The sequence below is a fragment of the Enterobacter cloacae complex sp. EB5 genome, from assembly GCF_031432835.1.
Taxonomy (GTDB): Bacteria; Pseudomonadota; Gammaproteobacteria; order Enterobacterales; family Enterobacteriaceae; genus Enterobacter; species Enterobacter hormaechei_C.
The window spans coordinates 1620284-1640703 of record NZ_CP133860.1 but is presented as its reverse complement, the minus strand read 5'-3'; the positions used below and the strand labels follow the sequence as shown (position 1 = coordinate 1640703).

Sequence of the window (20420 nt, the reverse complement as noted above, 5' to 3'; positions counted from 1 at the left end):
ACTTCAGGTTGCAGCAAAACGCGCTGCGGCTTTAGTTACAGACGCTATTTATCATAAAAGGTTCTTTTAATGGCCAATAATACCACTGGGTTAACTCGAATCATTAAAGCTGCCGGTTATTCATGGAAAGGTTTCCGCGCGGCATGGGTTAATGAAGCCGCTTTCCGCCAGGAGGCGGTTGCCGCAATCGTTGCCGTTGTCATCGCCTGCTTCCTTGATGTTGATGCTATCACCCGCGTACTGCTCATCGGATCTGTCCTTCTGGTGATGATAGTGGAAATTCTTAATAGCGCTATTGAGGCCGTTGTTGACCGAATCGGGTCGGAATTCCATGAACTGTCTGGCCGGGCGAAAGACATGGGTTCCGCTGCCGTACTGCTGGCGATTATCACTGCGGCGATCACCTGGGTCACGCTGCTTTGGTCGCATTTCCGATGAGCCTCGAGGAATAATTAAGTCCCTGGTTTTTTGTGCAGTTTTTGGTTCCAAAATCGCCTTTGACTGTATATACTCACAGCATAACTGTATATACACCCAGGGGGCGGTATGAAAGCGTTAACGACCAGGCAGCAAGAGGTGTTTGATCTCATTCGGGATCATATCGGCCAGACGGGTATGCCACCCACGCGTGCAGAAATTGCGCAGCGTCTGGGCTTCCGTTCTCCTAATGCTGCCGAAGAGCACCTTAAAGCGCTGGCGCGCAAGGGCGTGATTGAGATTGTTTCCGGCGCCTCACGCGGCATTCGTCTGCTGGTGGAAGAAGAGAGCGGTATTCCGCTGGTGGGGCGCGTAGCGGCAGGTGAACCTCTGCTGGCGCAGCAGCACATCGAAGGGCACTATCAGGTTGACCCTGGCATGTTCAAGCCAAGCGCCGATTTCCTGCTGCGCGTTAGCGGAATGTCCATGAAAGATATCGGTATTCTGGATGGCGATCTGCTGGCGGTACACAAAACGCAGGACGTGCGTAACGGGCAAGTCGTGGTGGCGCGCATTGATGATGAAGTGACGGTTAAGCGCCTGAAGAAACAAGGCAATACCGTGCAGCTTCTGCCTGAAAACAATGAATTCTCCCCGATTGTGGTGGATCTCCGCGAGCAGAGCTTCTCTATTGAAGGGCTGGCGGTCGGCGTTATCCGCAACGGTGAATGGCTGTAATCTCTTCCTGACAGGCTGTAGTTCCTCTACAGCCTGGCCTGTTTTCTGATTCCGGTAATTTCCATGGCATTGCTGACTTCTGCCGATAAGGCGTTGTGGCGTCTTGCGCTACCGATGATTTTTTCCAATATTACCGTTCCTCTGCTGGGGCTGGTGGATACGGCGGTTATCGGGCATCTCGATTCGCCGATTTATCTCGGCGGCGTCGCGATCGGCGCAACGGCGACCAGCTTTCTCTTTATGCTGCTGCTTTTTCTGCGCATGAGTACGACAGGCCTGACGGCCCAGGCGTATGGTGCAAAAGATCCTCTGCGTCTGGCGCGTGCGCTGGTTCAGCCGCTCATTCTGGCGTTCGGTGCCGGTGCGTTAATCGTTCTGTTGCGTACGCCGCTGATTGATCTTGCGCTCCATATTGTAGGTGGCAGCGATGCCGTACTGGAACAGGCCCGGCGGTTCCTCGAAATTCGCTGGCTCAGCGCGCCCGCTTCACTGGCAAACCTGGTCCTGCTGGGCTGGCTGCTGGGCGTGCAGTACGCCCGCGCGCCGGTGATCCTGCTGGTGGTGGGCAACCTGCTTAACATTGTGCTCGATCTCTGGCTGGTGATGGGGCTGCACATGAACGTCCGGGGCGCGGCGCTGGCCACGGCGATTGCCGAGTACGGTACGCTGCTGATCGGTTTGGGAATGGTCTGGCGCGTACTGGCGATGCGCGGTATCACCCTGGATCTGCTGAAATCGGCCTGGCGCGGCAACATTCGTAAGCTGCTGGCGCTTAATCGCGACATCATGCTCCGTTCGCTCCTGCTGCAACTCTGCTTTGGCGCCTTAACCGTTTTTGGTGCGCGTCTTGGGCCTGAAATCGTCGCAGTCAACGCAGTGCTCATGACGTTACTGACCTTTACCGCTTATGCGCTGGATGGTTTTGCTTACGCCGTCGAGGCGCATTCAGGGCAGGCCTATGGCGCGCGTGAAAGCGGCCAGTTACGTGAGGTCTGGCGTGCTGCCTGTCGTCAGGCGGGCCTGGTGGCGCTGGTCTTTGCTCTGGTGTACGCCTGTTTTGGTGGGCATATTGTCGCGCTACTCACCTCGTTGCCCGCGCTACGTGAGCTGGCCGATCGCTACATCCTCTGGCAGGTAGTATTACCGGTGGTGGGCGTGTGGTGCTATTTGCTGGACGGCATGTTTATTGGTGCGACGCGAGGGGCGGAGATGCGCAACAGCATGGCCGTGGCGGCGGCGGGATTCGGCCTGACGCTGCTGACCCTGCCGTATCTCGGCAATCATGGTCTGTGGCTGGCGCTGGCGGTGTTTCTCTCACTGCGTGGCCTTTCGCTGGCTGTTATCTGGCATCGTCACTGGCGAAACAATACCTGGTTTCCAGCCCCGCACGATATATCGTAACGGTTAAAGATTCCGAATATAAAAACAACCGCCGAATCCTTAACTACAATAATAATCACGTCCAGCAGAAAAGAACGTAGCGGGCGATACTCATAGACGCTTAACACGAGGACACGATTATGAATAAAGACGAAATCGGCGGCAACTGGAAGCAATTCAAAGGTAAAGCGAAAGAACAGTGGGGTAAGCTTACAGATGACGATATGACCGTCATTGAAGGTAAGCGCGATCAGCTGGTAGGTAAAATCCAGGAGCGCTACGGTTACGAAAAAGATAAGGCGGAAAACGAAGTCAAAGACTGGGAAACCCGTAACGACTACCGCTGGTAACCGGCACTGTCCCCAAGGGCGGCCCTGAGCCGCCTTTTTCTTTGGCTTTAACGCGGCTTTTTCTTCACCAGGATAGAGTGATCGTGCTGACAGGCATCCTGATGACGGCATGACTCCACCTCCACGCAGGCAGAACATAAGCCGTGGGCTTCAATCACGTTATGGCGCAGCGCAAAGCCCATTCTGGCTGCCAGCGTATGCATAATATCTTCCACACCTTCCGCACCCTCTTCCTTCACCACACCACAGCGATCGCAGATAAACATGGCGGACGTGTGAGTTGGCTGGTCAAAAAGATGGCACAGCACATAGCTGTTTGTTGATTCCACTTTATGCACAAACCCTTGCTCCAGCAGAAAATCCAGCGCCCGATAAACGGTCGGCGGTTTTGCCTGCGGCTCGCTTTCACGCAGCAGATCGAGCAGATCGTAGGCGCTGATGGCGCCCTGTTGCAGGCTCATCAGACGCAGTACCTCAAGGCGCTGCGGGGTCAGGCGCACATTGCGTTGCGCGCACAGCTTTTCAGCTTGCGCTAACAGCTCTTTTGTGGACTTGTCCATCGGGCACCTCGGATGTGTAAGGGGTGAAAACCTTCACTTTATCATGTTCTGCTAAAAACACCGAGATCCCCTGGCTGTGCTATACCTGACGCATCGCAAATCGGGAGATCGCATGATGAAAAGACCTGACTGTATTCGGCACTGGCGGGACGTGGAAGGCGCCGATGACGCAACGTATCCTGACAGCAACGAACGTTTTTCTATTGGCGCGCCGCTGGCCCGCAGGCTGGGTCTCGGCCGCATTGGTATTCACCATGAACGGCTGCCGCCCGGACGCCGTACGTCTTATCCGCATGCGGAAAGCGACGAAGAGGAGTTTGTTTACGTTCTGGAGGGTTACCCTGAGGCCTGGATCAATGGCTATTTATGGAAGCTCGAACCTGGCGACAGCGTCGGGTTTCCTGCCGGCACGGGTGTGTGTCATACCTTTATCAACAATACCGAGGAAGAGGTGCGCTTACTGGTGGTGGGAGAGGCCAATAAAAAGCACAACCGCATCTACTATCCGCTTAATCCGGTTTATGCCGCAACGCGCGAAGACCGCTGGGTAGACCATCCGCCTCAGTTTTTTGGGCCGCACGATGGAAAACCTGGGCGAAAATAATTTCCTCTTCTATAAATATTGATGGTCGTCACACATTAGAACAGGCCGGGATGGAATTTAACTTAGGGAAATAGCGGGTCTTTTTGTACTTATTCACAGCAATAGTTCGTTCCTGTTTGGGTGATAACAGACAGGGTTAACTAATAACAAACTATTTACGAGCACACTGTGAAAAAACATTTTAAATTTTCGATGGTTAGCATCGCTGTCTCCTTTTTTATGGCAAATCAGGCGGGAGCAGCCAATACCTGGACGGAAGCGCGTAGCGACGCAATGGGCGGAACGGGGGTCGCGGCAGGGAGCTATGGCAGTGGGGCGTTAATCAACCCCGCATTACTGGCAAAATCTAAGCCCGAGGATGATGTGACGGTTATTTTGCCGTCCGTTGGCGTGCAGGTGACCGATGAAGACAATCTTCAGGACGAGATTGATACCATTAACGACAAAATCAATCATTACAAGGATGTGGTTGATAGTCTGACCCCTATTGAAGTTATCACCAATCCATTAGGTTCGATCAATCAGTTCCAGGGCGCAGCGAAAGATCTCGCTGATGAACTGGACTACCTGAAAGGCAAAACCGCACACGCCACCGCAGGGGCGGGGATTGCCGTCAGTATCCCTAATGATGTTCTTTCCGTGGCCTTTATGGCAAAAGGCTATGCCCATGGCCGCGTCAGCTCTTCAATCGATCAGCAGGACATTGATTATCTGCGTGGTATACAACGAAGTGATGCGATTGCTGCCGGTGTGGCGCTGGATGCCGCGCTAAACGGTACCGATCAGATCACCAAAAACCTTAACTCTACGGCGTCTGGTCGGGCGGCGATTGTATCCGACTACGGTATTGCGGTGGCCCGTCAGTTCGATCTTGGCGGCGTTCCGGTTTCCTTTGGCGTCACGCCGAAGCTGCAAAAAACCTGGCTCTATAACTACACCACGTCAATCTACGATTACGACAGTAATAAGTGGAACGACAGCCGCTATCGTACCGACGACACTGGATTCAACGTCGATGCCGGTATTGCTGCTGATTTCGGTGAAAACTGGACGGTCGGCGTGAGCGGGCAAAACCTGATGTCGCGCGATATCGATACCAAAGATATCCGCATCCGCAACGGGCGGACGGGAGAGGTGGTGAGTTATAAAGACACCTATCAGATCCGTCCGCTGGTCACTGCCGGGGCCGCCTGGCACAACGATCTGGTCACACTGACCGCAGACGGCGATCTGACCGAAACCAAGGGCTTTAAAAGCGAAGATACCTCCCAGTACGTTGGCGTTGGTGCCGAAGTCACGCCACTGAGCTGGCTGGCAGTACGCGCCGGTTATCGTGCGGATATGAAAGGGAACGACAGCAACGTCTTTACCGGCGGTGTCGGTTTCGCGCCGTTCAACTCCGTCCATGTTGACCTGATGGGGCTTTATGGCGAAGACGAGACCTGGGGCGCAGGGGCACAGTTGAGCATGACGTTCTAAAGTACACCGGAGGCGCTGCGCCTCCGGCTTTTCTTTGTGCTATAGTAGCGCCCCTTTTCCACCAGATGCTTAAAACTTCGCCATGTCGTCAGAATTCCAGACCGCTTTCTCTGCACACCGTTTCTCCATTGCGCCAATGCTCGACTGGACGGACAGACACTGCCGCTATTTCCTGCGTCAGCTCTCCCGCCATACGCTGCTGTACACCGAAATGGTCACTACCGGCGCAATTATTCACGGCAAGGGCGATTATCTGGCGTACAGCGTAGAGGAGCATCCGGTTGCGCTGCAACTGGGCGGCAGCGATCCGGCTGCGCTGGCGCAGTGCGCGAAGCTGGCTGAAGAACGCGGCTATGACGAGATTAACCTCAACGTCGGTTGCCCGTCCGACCGAGTGCAAAACGGTATGTTCGGCGCGTGTCTGATGGGGAATGCACACCTGGTGGCGGACTGCATCAAAGCGATGCGCGACGTCGTCTCTATCCCGGTCACGGTCAAAACCCGTATCGGCATAGACGACCAGGACAGCTACGAGTTTCTGTGTGATTTCATCAATACGGTATCAGGGAAGGGTGAATGCGAGATGTTTATCATCCACGCCCGTAAAGCCTGGCTCTCTGGCCTCAGTCCGAAAGAAAACCGCGAGATCCCGCCGCTGGACTACCCGCGCGTGTACCAGCTTAAACGCGACTTCCCACACCTGACCATGTCGATCAACGGCGGTATTACGTCGCTGGACGAGGCCAAAGCGCATCTCGAACATATGGATGGCGTGATGGTCGGACGCGAGGCGTATCAGAATCCGGGCATTCTGGCGACGGTTGACCGGGAAATCTTTGGCGTTGACGGTGCTGACACCGATCCCGTGGCGGTAGTGCGCGCCATGTATCCGTACATTGAGCGCGAGCTGAGTAATGGTACCTATCTGGGCCACATTACCCGCCATATGCTTGGCCTGTTCCAGGGCATTCCTGGCGCGCGCCAGTGGCGTCGTTATCTCAGCGAGAACGCGCATAAAGCCGGTGCGGATATTGAGGTCCTGGAACACGCGCTGCGTCTGGTTGCGGATAAACGTTAAATTTCGCTAAAAGATGGTCAAATACGCCACGCCCTGCAAAACATTGCGGGGCGTTTTGCTTTCAGAACAACACTTATTTTTGGCATGCTTCTTGTAATGATCGCAGCATCATTCGGGAACTCGTGGGAGAGCACCATGCTGGAACTACTTTTTGTGATTGGCTTCTTTATCATGCTGATGGTCACGGGCGTGTCGCTGCTCGGTATTCTGGCCGCGCTCGTTGTGGCCACGGTGGTGATGTTTGTCGGCGGTTTATTTGCCCTGACGATTAAACTCTTGCCGTGGTTACTTCTGGCGATTGCAGTGGTATGGGCGATACGGGCGATTAAATCGCCAAAACTGCCCACTTATCAGCGTAATAACCGCTTCCGTTACTAAGGTATTGAGGGGTACGTCACATACCTGCAACTTTTCCGGCAGCAATCCTTAGAACAGAATAGGATTTACTTATCGAATCTGTCACTATGGCTGCCGCTAAAGAATTCATCGAGCTGTACCCTACATACAGCCGAACTAAAAAAAGAAAGGGCTTCCCACGGGAAGCCCAATTTCTTTCTATGGCTCAGGGAATTAACAGACTTGATCCCTGCGTTGCCCGGCTCTCCAGCACCTCGTGCGCGCGCTGTGCATCGGTCAGCGGATATTTCTGCGCCTCTGCCACATCCACTTTAATTACCCCACTGGCGATCAGCGAGAACAGCTCGTTGCTGGCTTCCTCAAGTTCTTCCCGGTTGGTGATGTAACCTTGCAGGGAAGGGCGAGTGACGTACAGTGACCCTTTCTGATTCAGAATGCCCAGGTTGACGCCGGTGACAGCCCCGGAGGCGTTACCGAAGCTCACCATTAGCCCGCGACGTTGCAGGCAGTCCAGCGAAGATTCCCAGGTGTCTTTCCCCACCGAGTCATACACCACGCGGACCTTTTTGCCGCCAGTGATCTCTTTCAGCCGCTCAACGATGCTCTCTTCCCGGTAGTTGATCACCTGCCATGCGCCCGCGTCCAGCGCGCGCTGCGCTTTTTGCGCGCTGCCTGTGGTGCCGATCAGCTTCGCGCCCAGGGCTTTCGCCCACTGGCAGGCAATCAGCCCCACGCCACCTGCGGCTGCGTGAAACAGGAATTGCTCGTCAGGCTTAATTTCGTAGGTTTTGCGCAGCAGATAATAGACCGTCAGCCCTTTCAGGAATGAGGCGGCAGCCTGCTCGAAGCTGATCGCATTTGGCAGCAGCGCCGCTTTCTCGGCCGGAACGTTATGGATGGAGCTGTAAGCGCCCAGCGCCGACTGCGCGTACACCACGCGATCGCCTTCCTTAATGTGCTTCACCGCGCTGCCCACTTTGCTGACGATACCGGCCGCCTCGGTGCCCAGTCCGCTCGGCATCGACGGAGGCGGATAGAGGCCGCCGCGAATATAGGTATCGATGTAGTTAATGCCGATCGCTTTGTTTTCCACCTGGATTTCGTTCTCGCCAGGCGCAGCGGGGGTAAATTCCACCGCTTTGAGTACGTCAGGGCCACCATGCTTGTGAAATTCAATACGTGTTGCCATGCTTCCTCCAGAATGTGGTAATCTTTCGACCCACTCTTTATCTCGGTAACTCCATTCACTATGGCAGGAAACAAACCCTTCAACAAACAGACTGAACCTCGTGAGCGTGATTATCAGGTCGCCGGGTTAAAAGTCCCGCCGCACTCGATTGAAGCGGAACAGTCGGTGTTGGGCGGTTTAATGCTGGATAACGAACGCTGGGACGACGTCGCCGAGCGCGTTGTCGCGGAAGACTTCTATACCCGCCCGCACCGCCATATCTTTACGGAAATGGCGCGGTTGCAGGAGTCGGGCAGCCCGATTGACCTGATTACGCTCGCAGAATCGCTGGAGCGTCTGGGACAGCTCGACAGCGTCGGCGGATTTGCCTATCTGGCAGAACTGTCAAAAAACACGCCAAGTGCCGCTAACATCAGCGCTTACGCTGATATCGTCCGTGAACGTGCCGTTGTCCGCGAGATGATCTCGGTGGCGAATGAGATCGCCGAGGCCGGTTTCGATCCCCAGGGGCGCACCAGCGAAGATCTGCTCGACCTGGCGGAATCCCGCGTCTTTAAAATCGCCGAAAGCCGTGCGAACAAAGACGAAGGCCCGAAAAACATCGCCGACGTGCTCGACGCCACCGTTGCGCGTATTGAGCAGCTTTTCCAGCAGCCGCACGATGGCGTGACGGGGGTGAACACCGGTTATGACGATCTCAACAAGAAAACGGCAGGTCTTCAGCCATCGGATTTGATTATCGTCGCGGCGCGTCCGTCGATGGGTAAAACGACATTTGCGATGAACCTCGTCGAAAACGCGGCGATGTTGCAGGATAAGCCGGTGCTTATCTTCAGTCTTGAGATGCCCTCTGAACAGATTATGATGCGTTCTCTGGCGTCCCTGTCGCGCGTGGATCAGACCCGCATCCGTACCGGTCAGCTGGACGATGAGGACTGGGCGCGGATCTCCGGTACCATGGGGATTTTGCTGGAAAAACGGAACATCTATATCGATGACTCCTCCGGCCTGACGCCGACGGAAGTGCGCTCCCGCGCGCGCCGTATCGCCCGTGAACACGGTGGCATCGGCCTCATCATGATCGACTACCTTCAGCTGATGCGCGTCCCGTCGCTTTCCGACAACCGTACGCTGGAGATTGCCGAGATTTCCCGCTCGCTCAAGGCGTTAGCCAAAGAGCTGCACGTGCCGGTGGTGGCGCTGTCGCAGCTTAACCGCTCTCTGGAACAACGTGCAGACAAGCGCCCGGTCAACTCCGACCTGCGTGAATCCGGCTCCATCGAGCAGGATGCCGACTTAATCATGTTCATCTACCGTGATGAGGTTTATCACGAGAACAGCGATCTGAAAGGGATCGCCGAAATTATTATTGGTAAGCAACGTAACGGCCCCATCGGTACGGTACGTCTGACCTTTAACGGCCAGTGGTCGCGTTTCGACAACTATGCCGGTCCTCAATATGATAATGAGTAATTTCTAAGGAATTCAAATGCAAGCGGCAACTGTTGTGATTAACCGCCGCGCTCTGCGACACAACCTGCAACGTCTGCGAGAACTGGCGCCCGCCAGTAAGCTCGTTGCAGTCGTGAAAGCGAACGCTTACGGACACGGTCTTCTTGAGACCGCGCGAACGCTCCCCGATGCCGACGCTTTTGGCGTCGCCCGTCTCGAAGAAGCTCTCCGCCTGCGCGCAGGTGGAATTACGCAACCGATTCTGCTCCTCGAAGGCTTTTTTGAAGCCTCGGACCTGCCGACCATTGCCGATCAGCACCTGCACACGGCGGTGCATAACGAAGAACAGCTGGCCGCGCTGGAAAGGGCTGAGCTGAGCGAGCCGGTCACCGTCTGGATGAAGCTTGATACGGGCATGCACCGTCTGGGCGTGCGGCCGGAAAGCGCGGAGGCGTTTTATCAGCGTCTGTGTCAGTGCAAAAATGTGCGTCAGCCGGTGAACATCGTCAGCCACTTTGCCCGCGCCGATGAGCCTGAATGCGGCGCAACGGAACAGCAGCTTGATATCTTCAACACCTTCTGCGAAGGCAAACCGGGGATGCGCTCGATCGCGGCATCCGGCGGTATTCTGCTGTGGCCGCAGTCGCATTTCGACTGGGCGCGTCCGGGCATCATTCTTTATGGCGTTTCGCCGCTGGAGAACAAACCCTGGGGGCCGGACTTTGGCTTTAAGCCGGTGATGTCGCTGGTTTCAAAGCTGATTGCCGTGCGTGAGCACAAAGCGGGAGAGCCGGTAGGTTACGGCGGCACCTGGATCAGCGAGCGCGATACGCGTCTTGGCGTGGTGGCGATGGGCTACGGTGACGGCTATCCCCGCGCCGCACCAACGGGCACGCCGGTGCTGGTCAACGGTCGCGAAGTAAAGATTGTCGGCCGCGTGGCGATGGACATGATTTGTGTTGATCTGGGGCCCGACGCGCAGGATAAAGCGGGGGACGATGCGGTGATGTGGGGCGAAGGCCTGCCGGTAGAACGTATTGCTGAAATAACAAAAGTGAGTGCTTACGAACTTATCACGCGTCTTACCTCAAGGGTCGCGATGAAATACGTCGACTAAGCATGGGCGGGATGCGATGCATCCCGCTTCTGTTAACATCCCCTCGATCTTCTTCCGCTTCCGGTTTATTGTTGAATGCCCTGCCTCACAATAATCCGGAGAACATCGCGTGTTTCAGAAAGTAGACGCCTACGCCGGCGACCCTATCCTCTCCTTGATGGAGCGTTTCAAAGAAGATCCTCGCAGCGACAAAGTGAACCTCAGCATTGGTCTTTACTACAACGAAGACGGTATCATTCCTCAGTTGAAAGCCGTTGCCGAAGCTGAAGCGCGTCTGAACGCAACCCCGCACGGTGCTTCGCTTTATCTGCCGATGGAAGGATTAAACACCTACCGCAACACTATCGCGCCGCTGCTGTTTGGTGCGGACCACGCGGTGCTCGCGCAAAAGCGCGTGGCGACTATCCAGACGCTGGGTGGCTCGGGTGCGCTGAAGGTAGGCGCAGATTTCCTGAAAAAGTACTTCCCGGATTCCGGCGTGTGGGTCAGCGACCCGACATGGGAAAACCACGTTGCGATCTTCGAGGGTGCAGGCTTCAGGGTTGAAACCTATCCGTGGTTCGACAGCGAAACCAACGGCGTGCGCGTTGATGCGCTGCTGGAAAAACTGAACACCCTGCCGGAGCGCAGTATCGTATTGCTACATCCGTGTTGCCATAATCCGACCGGTGCAGACCTCACCAATGCCCAGTGGGATGCGGTCATTGAGGTGCTTAAGGCGCGTAACCTGATCCCGTTCCTCGACATTGCCTATCAGGGCTTTGGCGCGGGCATGGAGGAGGACGCCTACGCCATTCGCGCGATTGCCAGCGCGGGGCTTCCCGCTCTGGTCAGCAACTCGTTCTCAAAAATCTTCTCCCTGTACGGCGAGCGCGTTGGCGGTCTGTCAGTGGTGTGTGAAGACGCCGAAGCCGCGGGACGCGTACTCGGTCAGCTGAAAGCGACGGTCCGCCGTATCTACTCCAGCCCGCCGAACTTTGGTGCGCAGGTGGTGGCGACAGTTCTCGGTGACGAAACGCTGAAAGCGTCCTGGCTTGCGGAAGTGGAAGCGATGCGTAAGCGCATCCTGTCGATGCGTCAGGAGCTGGTTAACGTCCTGAAAGAGGCCGTGCCCGGGCATAACTTTGATTATCTTCTCAAGCAGCGCGGGATGTTCAGCTACACCGGACTGAGCGCAGCGCAGGTCGATCGACTGCGCGAAAAGTTCGGTGTCTACCTGATCGCCAGCGGCCGTATGTGCGTGGCGGGGCTGAATGCCAGCAACGTCCAGCGCGTGGCGCAGGCGTTTGCATCTGTAATGTAAGTACTTACTTGCATACTATATGTAGGCCGGGTAAGGCGTAGCCGCCACCCGGCTTTTTTGTTCGCGCCGGTGCCAGTCATTGCCAGGTGGCGCTTCGCTTACCGGCCTACACGTTTCTTCTGCGCTTTGTGATCGTCTTCTTTTTATTCAGCTTCATAAGTAAAAACTCCTTTCCTTCCCCTCCCGCTGGGGTTATGGTCGGATAGTTTTTTGACCATCCGCTCAAAATAAAACGATAACAAACTGAATATTCAGGGGAAAATATGCGCAAGATCACACTGGCGCTCAGCGCCGCCTGCTTATTGTTCTCGCTTAATAGCACCGTTGTTGCGCGGGCTTCTGCACCCACGCCGCTTTACACCGGCACCACCGCCGCCATGCTTGCCGAACAGGCCCCCATTCACTGGGTTTCAGTGGCACAAATCGAAAATAGCCTGACGGGTCGTCCACCGATGGCCGTGGGTTTCGATATTGACGATACCGTTCTCTTCTCCAGCCCCGGTTTCTGGCGCGGCAAAAAAACGTACTCCCCGGACAGCGAAGCCTATCTGAAAAACCCGGGATTCTGGGAAAAGATGAACAACGGCTGGGATGAGTTCAGTATCCCGAAAGAGGTTGCCCGCGCGCTGATCGCCATGCACGTAAAGCGCGGCGACAGCATTTATTTCGTGACCGGACGTAGCCAGACCAAAACCGAAACCGTCTCGAAAACGCTACAGGATGATTTCCTGATCCCAGCGGCCAGCATGAACCCGGTCATTTTTGCCGGGGACCAGGAAGGGCAAAACACCAAAACCCAGTGGCTGGAAAAGAAAAATATCAAAGTGTTCTACGGTGATTCAGATAACGACATCACCGCGGCGCACGACGTGGGAGCCAGAGGCATCAGGGTGTTACGCGCCTCGAACTCTACCTATCGACCGCTGCCGATGGCCGGAAAATTTGGTGAAGAGGTGATCGTTAACTCTGAATACTGACGCATTAACGGCGGGGTGAATGCTTTTTTAAGCAAATCTCGCCGCGCGGGTTTTACCTTTCGCTTTCTTGCTGCACACTTAGAAAGATTCACCTTTCATAATGGAGCAGCACATGTGGTACCAACAGACCCTGACCTTAAGCGCAAAACCACGCGGATTTCACCTTGTGACGGACGAAGTCATCGGGCAAATCCGCGACCTGTCGCGCGTCAAAACGGGTTTGCTGCATCTGCTGCTTCAGCACACGTCTGCTTCTCTCACGCTCAATGAAAATTGCGATCCCACCGTCCGGTCTGACATGGAGCGGCATTTTCTGAAAACCGTCCCGGATAACGCCCCGTATGAGCATGATTACGAGGGGGCGGACGATATGCCTTCGCACATCAAATCCTCTTTGCTGGGCGTCTCGCTGATGCTGCCGATCCACAACGGACGGCTACTGCTGGGAACGTGGCAGGGGATCTGGCTGGGAGAACATCGCATTCACGGTGGTTCGCGTAAAATTATCGCAACGCTACAAGGGGAATAAAGATGACAATTTCGGAGATACTTCAGTACTGCATGAACAAGCCGGGTGCGGAACAAAGCGTTCACAGCGACTGGAAAGCCACGCAGATCAAAGTGGGTGATGTGCTGTTCGCGATGGTGAAAGAGGTGGATGCGCGGCCTGCGGCATCACTGAAAACCAGTCCGGAACTGGCCGACTTACTGCGCCAGCAGCACGATGATGTCAGGCCAAGTAAGCATCTGAATAAAGCGCACTGGAGTACGGTGTTTCTCGACGGCTCGCTGCCCGATTCGCAAATTTACTACCTGGTGGATGCGTCGTATCTACAGGCGGTTGAACTGCTGCCGGAAACGATCCGACAGCAGCTCTCCGTGTGACGATTACAGCAACGGTTTGAGGAAGCGCGCGGTGTGCGAGGCTTCGCACTCTGCAACGGTCTCTGGCGTACCGGCGACGAGGATTTCACCGCCGCCGCTGCCGCCTTCCGGGCCGAGATCGACAATCCAGTCAGCGGTTTTAATCACGTCCAGGTTGTGCTCAATCACCACGATGGTGTTGCCCTGATCGCGCAGCTGGTGCAGCACGTCCAGCAGCTGCTGGATATCCGCAAAGTGCAGGCCGGTGGTCGGCTCATCCAGAATATACAGCGTCTGACCGGTACCGCGTTTGGACAGCTCACGCGCCAGCTTCACGCGCTGCGCTTCACCGCCGGACAGCGTTGTCGCTGACTGCCCCAGACGAATATAGGTCAGACCCACATCCATCAGGGTTTGCAGCTTACGCGCCAGCGCAGGGACGGCATCAAAGAACTCGCGCGCCTCTTCGATGGTCATATCCAGCACTTCGTGGATGGTCTTGCCTTTGTACTTAATCTCCAGCGTTTCGCGGTTATAACGCTTACCTTTGCACTGGTCGCACGGCACGTAGATATCCGGCAGGAAGTGCATCTCAACCTTGATCACGCCGTCGCCCTGGCACGCTTCACAGCGGCCGCCGCGCACGTTAAAGCTGAAACGGCCTGGCGTATAGCCGCGTGAACGCGCTTCCGGCACGCCGGCAAAGAGTTCACGTACGGGCGTAAAGACGCCGGTATAGGTCGCCGGGTTGGAACGCGGCGTACGGCCAATCGGGCTCTGATCGATGTCGATAACCTTGTCGAAATGCTCCAGCCCCTGAATGTCGCGGTACGGCGCAGGCTCGGCCAGCGTCGCGCCGTTCAGCGCCGTCTGCGCAATCGGGAACAGCGTATCGTTGATCAGCGTCGATTTACCGGAACCGGACACGCCGGTGATGCAGGTAAACAGGCCAACCGGCAGCGTCAGGGTCACGTCCTTCAGGTTGTTGCCGCGCGCGCCGGTCAGCTTCAGCACTTTTTCCGGGTTCGCCGCCACGCGCTGTTTTGGCACTTCAATTTTGCGCTTGCCGCTCATGTACTGACCGGTCAGCGATTCGGGCACCGCCATAATGTCTTTCAGCGTCCCTTCTGCCACCACCTGTCCGCCGTGCACGCCAGCGCCCGGGCCGATGTCGATGACGTGGTCCGCGGCGCGGATCGCATCTTCGTCGTGCTCGACCACGATTACCGTGTTGCCGAGGTTACGCAGGTGAACCAGCGTGCCGAGCAGGCGTTCGTTGTCGCGTTGGTGCAGGCCGATAGACGGTTCATCGAGCACGTACATCACGCCGACTAAGCCCGCGCCAATCTGGCTCGCCAGACGGATACGCTGGGCTTCACCGCCGGACAGCGTTTCAGCCGAGCGGGAAAGCGTCAGGTAGTTCAGACCGACGTTCACGAGGAACTTGAGGCGATCGCCGATCTCTTTCAGCACTTTTTCAGCGATTTTCGCGCGCTGTCCGGAGAGCTTCAGGTTGTTGAAGAAGTCCATCGCGTGGCCGATGCTCATGTCTGAGATGGTCGGCAGCGCCGTGTTTTCGACAAACACGTGACGCGCTTCGCGACGCAGACGTGTACCCTCACAGGTGGCGCAGGAGCGGTTGCTGATGAACTTCGCCAGCTCCTCGCGCACCGCGCTGGATTCGGTCTCTTTGTAGCGGCGCTCCATGTTGTGCAGCACCCCTTCGAACGGGTGGCGACGCACGGAAGTGTCACCGCGATCGTTCATGTACTTGAACTCAATGTTCTCTTTGCCGGAACCGAACAGGATCACTTTATGTACGTTCGCGCTCAGGCTCGCCCACGGGGCTTCAACGTCGAACTTATAGTGCTCAGCCAGCGATTTCAGCATCTGGAAGTAGTAAAAATTACGCTTATCCCAGCCGCGAATAGCGCCACCCGCCAGCGACAGTTCCGGGTTCTGGATCACGCGGTCCGGGTCGAAATACTGCTGAACGCCCAGGCCGTCACAGGTTGGGCACGCGCCCGCCGGGTTGTTGAACGAGAACAGGCGCGGTTCCAGCTCGCGCATGCTGTAGCCGCAAATCGGGCAGGCGAAGTTGGCGGAGAAGAGCAGCTCTTCCGCTTTTGCATCGTCCATGTCTGACACCACCGCCGTGCCGCCCGACAGTTCCAGCGCCGTTTCAAAGGATTCCGCCAGACGCGTCGCCAGATCTTCACGTACCTTAAAGCGGTCAATCACCACTTCGATGGTGTGTTTCTTTTGCAGCTCCAGCTTTGGCGGATCGGACAGGTCACACACTTCGCCGTCGATACGGGCGCGGATATAGCCCTGGCTTGCCAGGTTTTCCAGCGTTTTAGTGTGTTCGCCCTTACGCTCTTTAATGATTGGCGCCAGCAGCATCAGGCGTTTGCCTTCCGGCTGCGACAGCACGTTATCCACCATCTGGCTGACGGTCTGGGCCGCCAGCGGGACGTCGTGATCCGGGCAGCGCGGCTCGCCCACGCGCGCATACAGCAGACGCAGGTAGTCATGGATTTCGGTAATGGTACCGACCGTGGAGCGCGGGTTATGCGACGTGGATTTCTGCTCAATGGAGATAGCAGGGGACAACCCTTCAATGTGGTCGACATCCGGTTTTTCCATCAGCGACAGGAACTGACGCGCGTACGCCGAGAGCGATTCAACGTAACGACGCTGTCCTTCGGCATACAAAGTGTCGAAAGCCAGTGAGGATTTGCCAGACCCCGAAAGCCCGGTCACGACGATGAGTTTGTCGCGAGGGATTATCAGGTTGATATTCTTGAGATTGTGGGTGCGGGCGCCCCGAACTTCGATCTTATCCATTCACCTTTCCCGGTTGGAACACGGATTGCCTGATTTGTTTGAAGGACAAACGGCTGTCAGAAACGGCTAATTATGACACAAAATGACCTGTTTGAATATACAGTATTGGAATGCATTTTCTGATTCACTGTGTAACAATGTCGAGTCCGCGAGAGAACTCTGGAACATGCTACGCAACTATCAAAGTGTCGCATGGAAATGGTACACTCGCGCGTTTACACTATTAAGAAACGTATTCAGGAGACACGAACATGGCCAGCAGAGGCGTAAACAAGGTGATTCTCGTCGGTAATCTGGGCCAGGACCCGGAAGTACGCTACATGCCGAGTGGTGGCGCAGTTGCCAACATTACGCTGGCTACTTCCGAATCCTGGCGTGATAAAGCGACCGGTGAAATGAAAGAGCAGACCGAATGGCACCGCGTTGTGCTGTTTGGCAAACTGGCTGAAGTGGCCGGTGAGTATCTGCGTAAGGGTTCTCAGGTCTATATCGAAGGCCAGCTGCGCACCCGCAAATGGACCGATCAATCCGGTCAGGAAAAATACACCACGGAAGTGGTGGTGAACGTTGGCGGCACCATGCAGATGCTGGGTGGCCGTCAGGGCGGCGGCGCACCGGCAGGTGGCGGCCAGCAGCAGGGCGGTTGGGGTCAGCCTCAGCAGCCGCAGGGCGGCAATCAGTTCAGCGGCGGCGCGCAGTCTCGTCCGCAGCAGCAGTCTGCTCCGGCACCGTCTAACGAACCACCAATGGACTTCGACGACGATATCCCGTTCTAGAGTTAACTTGTGAGTTATTTGTAAAGAATTCATACACAGGCCCCTGTTAATTCAGGGGTTTTTTGTTTCTATTGTCGGAAAAAGTGTCTTGTATAAATTGGTGATTTTTCACATAAAGTGTACCTTGTAATTGTGTAATGTTTATGGGATGTGAGTGCATGGAAAAGAACTACAGAGTTACAACATTTGTCATGGATAGTGGCGAGCGCTATTGCATGGTAGTGGATCATGCTTCTGGGCTTCCCATGTATTACCCCACTCTGTTTCTAACAACTCAAATCCGCAATAGAGAGGATGCTTTTTCAACGATGTTGGCGGCGGCTAGCAACCTGGTTATGTTGTTACGCTTTGTAGAGAGTCGCGACATTGACCTTCAGCAGCGGTTTTTGACTAAAGACTTCTTCAAGCCACATGAGCTGGATGATCTGCGAGATTTTGCTCAGTGCAAACAAAGAAAGGGGCCATTAACTGTGTCCTCTACCTCTTGGTTGGCAGATGCGATGACCGATATCGTTGATAACGGGACACAGCATTCCCGGCTAACAACGTTTGCCAACTATTTACACTGGTATGCGATGCATATCTTAAAGACGACAGAACTGGAAGTTGTTGAAAAGATCAATGCTATGGCGGCGCAGATAAAGACGCGCCGACCATCTAAAAAGCGCAGAAACCACGACTTACAAGACAGGTCATTGAGTGATGTTCAATTGGACGCGCTATTTGAAGTCATCCAGCCTAGATCAGAGTTAAACCCTTTCTCAATAGATGTGCAGCGCCGCAATCGGCTGATGATCTTGCTTCTGTTTTATCTTGGCATCCGAGGTGGTGAATTATTAAATATAAGAATACAGGACATAGATTTTAGCGCTAACAGGATCCGTATCGTTAGGAGAGCAGATGAACAAGCTGACTCTAGAACCAATGAGCCTAATGCTAAAACTAGAGAACGGCTCTTACCGTTGGCTGAATCCTTAGCTCAAGAACTGCATAGTTATATCATTCAAGATCGCCGGAAAGTCAGAAATGCGAAGAAAAATGACTATCTGTTTGTAACTTACAAGAGTGGACCAACTCTGGGAAATCCTATCTCCAAAGGGGGATATCACAAAATTTTTTCCGTAGTCAGGTCTATATCACCGCAATTGTATGCAGCGACAGGACATTCGCTCCGCCACACTTGGAATCGCAAGTTTTCAGAAAGAATGGATGCCATGAATGAGCAAGTCAGCGAGGAACGCCAAGAGCAACTTCGTTCGTACTTAATGGGCTGGAGAGATGGCTCGGGAACCGCAGCGACTTACAACAAGCGTTTCATTCGGCAAAAAGGTTTTGAGGCCGCTTTGGCATTACAAGCAGGTAACGGCACTAGCTTGCCAGAGGACTTCAAGGATGACCATGAATAACCTCTTACTTGGGTTAGTACCAGAACGAATCCGTGCCAGGGCCAATAGCTACTCTTTTCTGTTGTATGACACATCGTGGACATTGGATAGAAATATCACTATTAATCTTGCTGATATTCACCATTATTTGTCAGATGGGACGCTAGATGGCTGCCTGCGCACACTGGCGTTTTATGCATCCAATCGTTCTTCTTCTCATACAAAAAATATTCTTGAACGATTTCAGCACATGCTGCGTGAGACTGACGCGAGAGAAATTACTGATACGGTATTGATTAATTATCGGTCGATGCTGTCGCCTGCAACAGAATGGTATCTAGCAACCATCCGTGGCTTTCTTCGATCCTGGCACGAACTGGGCTATCCCGGCATCAGTAAGGAGGTGATCCGCTTGCTAGATGGCTGGACGCTAAAGGGTAATCGTAAGGGGGATGCGGTTAAACGCATGGATCCTCAAGAGGGGCCACTGACGGATAATGAGCTGACAGCGTTTAACGAGGGGGCTGTTCGGGCTTATGAAAAGAGCTTAATTACTATAGCTGAGCTGGCTATGGCACTTGGCACCAGTCATACAGGACGTCGTCCCATTCAGATCTCGCTGCTTCGTGTGGTCGATGTCCTTTGTGGTAAAAATGAAAAGGGAGAGCCCTTCTATGTGTTGAATGTGCCGCAAGCCAAGCTGCGCAGCAGCTCTTTCCGAATAAACTTCAAGCCATTTGCAATATCACTGGAACTATGGGCAATCCTGAGTGCTCAGGCAAGAAATGCGATTGCGCAGGTTGAAAATCGTTTGGGGTTTGAATTGCAGGACGATGACCGGCAGCAAATCCCTCTTTTTCCTGATCTTGATGTGTTAGATGCCCTCCAATCTCCTTATGAATTCCGCCAACTGCTTGCTACCGACAAACTCCACATTCCCGCCGCAGAGATAACCGACACACTCCAATACATCGTAGAAAAGTCCGACATCCGGTCGGAACGTACCGGTGAGCTATTACATATCAATGCTCGTCGTTTTCGTTATACCACAGGCACACGAGCTGCCCGGGAAGGCTTTGGCGAGCTGGTGATTGCGGAACTGCTTGACCACGCGGACACCCAAAACGCAGGCGTTTACATCAAGAATATCCCCGAGCATGTGAAAAAGCTTGATGAGGCGGTTGGCTTCCAATTAGCACCATACGCTCAGGCTTTTGTCGGGGTACTTGTCGATTCAGAGAGAGACGCGCATCGAGGTAATGACCCTACCAGTCGTATTCGGACCGAGATGGGTCAGGGTGTTGGTACTTGTGGAGAACATGGCTTTTGTGGTGCCAATGTTCCTATTCCTTGCTACACCTGCATGCATTTTCAGCCTTGGCTGGACGGCCCACATGAAGATGTCTATCAACGACTGCTCAACGAACGTGAACGGGTGAAAGAGATAACTGGCGACATCCAGATTGCTGCCGTACTTGATCGCAGTATTATCGCGCTGGCAGATGTGATCATGCGTTGTGCAAAACGTCGTGAAGAGCTTAGTTAAC

General features: G+C 54.7%; 20 protein-coding genes. 17 read left to right on the top strand and 3 right to left on the bottom strand.

Annotation, left to right across the window (positions count from 1 at the left end):
- Positions 1-69 precede the first annotated feature (69 nt).
- The 4 genes from RHN82_RS07855 (at position 70) to RHN82_RS07840 (ending at position 2885) form a co-directional block, all read left to right on the top strand.
- Positions 70-438, top strand: a complete 369-nt coding sequence (locus RHN82_RS07855) for a diacylglycerol kinase (protein WP_017382619.1) — start codon at positions 70-72, stop codon at positions 436-438.
- Between the two features lie 108 nt (positions 439-546).
- Complete coding sequence (gene lexA / locus RHN82_RS07850) at positions 547-1155, top strand: transcriptional repressor LexA (protein ID WP_003860318.1); 609 nt, start codon at positions 547-549, stop codon at positions 1153-1155.
- Positions 1156-1218: 63 nt separating this feature from the next.
- Positions 1219-2556, top strand: a complete 1338-nt coding sequence (gene dinF / locus RHN82_RS07845) for an MATE family efflux transporter DinF (RefSeq protein ID WP_023302925.1) — start codon at positions 1219-1221, stop codon at positions 2554-2556.
- Positions 2557-2675: 119 nt separating this feature from the next.
- Complete coding sequence (locus tag RHN82_RS07840; RefSeq protein ID WP_047052066.1) at positions 2676-2885, top strand: CsbD family protein; 210 nt, start codon at positions 2676-2678, stop codon at positions 2883-2885.
- Between the two features lie 47 nt (positions 2886-2932).
- Here the strand turns inward: RHN82_RS07840 and zur are convergent, their stop codons facing one another.
- Positions 2933-3445, bottom strand: a complete 513-nt coding sequence (gene zur / locus RHN82_RS07835) for a zinc uptake transcriptional repressor Zur (RefSeq protein WP_047052067.1) — start codon at positions 3443-3445, stop codon at positions 2933-2935.
- Between the two features lie 115 nt (positions 3446-3560).
- Between zur and RHN82_RS07830 the strand changes: the two genes are divergently transcribed.
- The 4 genes from RHN82_RS07830 (at position 3561) to pspG (ending at position 6984) form a co-directional block, all read left to right on the top strand.
- Positions 3561-4049 (top strand): cupin domain-containing protein, encoded by a 489-nt coding sequence (locus RHN82_RS07830; protein WP_047052094.1) that lies wholly within the window; start codon positions 3561-3563, stop codon positions 4047-4049.
- 192 nt (positions 4050-4241) lie between these two features.
- Positions 4242-5528 carry a conjugal transfer protein TraF gene (gene traF, locus RHN82_RS07825; RefSeq protein ID WP_199802082.1) on the top strand — a complete coding sequence of 429 codons (1287 nt, stop codon included), beginning with the start codon at positions 4242-4244 and terminating at the stop codon, positions 5526-5528.
- An 82-nt stretch (positions 5529-5610) separates the two neighbouring features.
- Entirely contained in the window at positions 5611-6606 is a 996-nt protein-coding gene (dusA, locus tag RHN82_RS07820; protein WP_047052069.1) for a tRNA dihydrouridine(20/20a) synthase DusA, read from the top strand.
- A 135-nt stretch (positions 6607-6741) separates the two neighbouring features.
- Entirely contained in the window at positions 6742-6984 is a 243-nt protein-coding gene (pspG, locus tag RHN82_RS07815) for an envelope stress response protein PspG (protein ID WP_017382623.1), read from the top strand.
- A gap of 184 nt (positions 6985-7168) precedes the next feature.
- Here the strand turns inward: pspG and RHN82_RS07810 are convergent, their stop codons facing one another.
- Entirely contained in the window at positions 7169-8152 is a 984-nt protein-coding gene (locus RHN82_RS07810) for a quinone oxidoreductase (protein ID WP_015570182.1), read from the bottom strand.
- Between the two features lie 60 nt (positions 8153-8212).
- On the opposite strand from RHN82_RS07810, the gene dnaB reads away from it, so the two are divergent.
- From dnaB to RHN82_RS07780, 6 genes are all read left to right on the top strand, one after another.
- Positions 8213-9625, top strand: coding sequence for a replicative DNA helicase (gene dnaB / locus RHN82_RS07805; RefSeq protein WP_310399166.1), 1413 nt, complete (start codon positions 8213-8215; stop codon positions 9623-9625).
- 16 nt (positions 9626-9641) lie between these two features.
- Positions 9642-10721, top strand: a complete 1080-nt coding sequence (gene alr, locus RHN82_RS07800) for an alanine racemase (RefSeq protein WP_047052071.1) — start codon at positions 9642-9644, stop codon at positions 10719-10721.
- Between the two features lie 109 nt (positions 10722-10830).
- Entirely contained in the window at positions 10831-12024 is a 1194-nt protein-coding gene (gene tyrB, locus RHN82_RS07795) for an aromatic amino acid transaminase (RefSeq protein ID WP_047052072.1), read from the top strand.
- A gap of 263 nt (positions 12025-12287) precedes the next feature.
- Positions 12288-13001, top strand: coding sequence for an acid phosphatase AphA (gene aphA / locus RHN82_RS07790; protein ID WP_047052074.1), 714 nt, complete (start codon positions 12288-12290; stop codon positions 12999-13001).
- A 112-nt stretch (positions 13002-13113) separates the two neighbouring features.
- Positions 13114-13530 carry a secondary thiamine-phosphate synthase enzyme YjbQ gene (locus tag RHN82_RS07785; protein ID WP_047052076.1) on the top strand — a complete coding sequence of 139 codons (417 nt, stop codon included), beginning with the start codon at positions 13114-13116 and terminating at the stop codon, positions 13528-13530.
- A gap of 2 nt (positions 13531-13532) precedes the next feature.
- Positions 13533-13886 carry an MmcQ/YjbR family DNA-binding protein gene (locus tag RHN82_RS07780; protein WP_039272020.1) on the top strand — a complete coding sequence of 118 codons (354 nt, stop codon included), beginning with the start codon at positions 13533-13535 and terminating at the stop codon, positions 13884-13886.
- A 3-nt stretch (positions 13887-13889) separates the two neighbouring features.
- Here RHN82_RS07780 and uvrA read toward each other — a convergent pair whose 3' ends face one another.
- On the bottom strand, positions 13890-16712 hold the full coding sequence (gene uvrA, locus RHN82_RS07775) for an excinuclease ABC subunit UvrA (protein WP_047052078.1): 2823 nt from the start codon (positions 16710-16712) through the stop codon (positions 13890-13892).
- A 251-nt stretch (positions 16713-16963) separates the two neighbouring features.
- Between uvrA and ssb1 the strand changes: the two genes are divergently transcribed.
- The 3 genes from ssb1 (at position 16964) to RHN82_RS07760 (ending at position 20419) form a co-directional block, all read left to right on the top strand.
- Positions 16964-17488 (top strand): single-stranded DNA-binding protein SSB1, encoded by a 525-nt coding sequence (ssb1, locus tag RHN82_RS07770; RefSeq protein ID WP_003860284.1) that lies wholly within the window; start codon positions 16964-16966, stop codon positions 17486-17488.
- A gap of 158 nt (positions 17489-17646) precedes the next feature.
- On the top strand, positions 17647-18894 hold the full coding sequence (locus RHN82_RS07765) for a site-specific integrase (RefSeq protein ID WP_047058417.1): 1248 nt from the start codon (positions 17647-17649) through the stop codon (positions 18892-18894).
- The gene (locus tag RHN82_RS07760; RefSeq protein ID WP_048984036.1) at positions 18881-20419 is read left to right on the top strand and encodes a site-specific integrase; all 1539 of its coding nucleotides are present in this window, start codon (positions 18881-18883) and stop codon (positions 20417-20419) included. The genes RHN82_RS07765 and RHN82_RS07760 overlap by 14 nt, the downstream gene beginning before the upstream one ends.
- Position 20420: the final 1 nt, after the last annotated feature.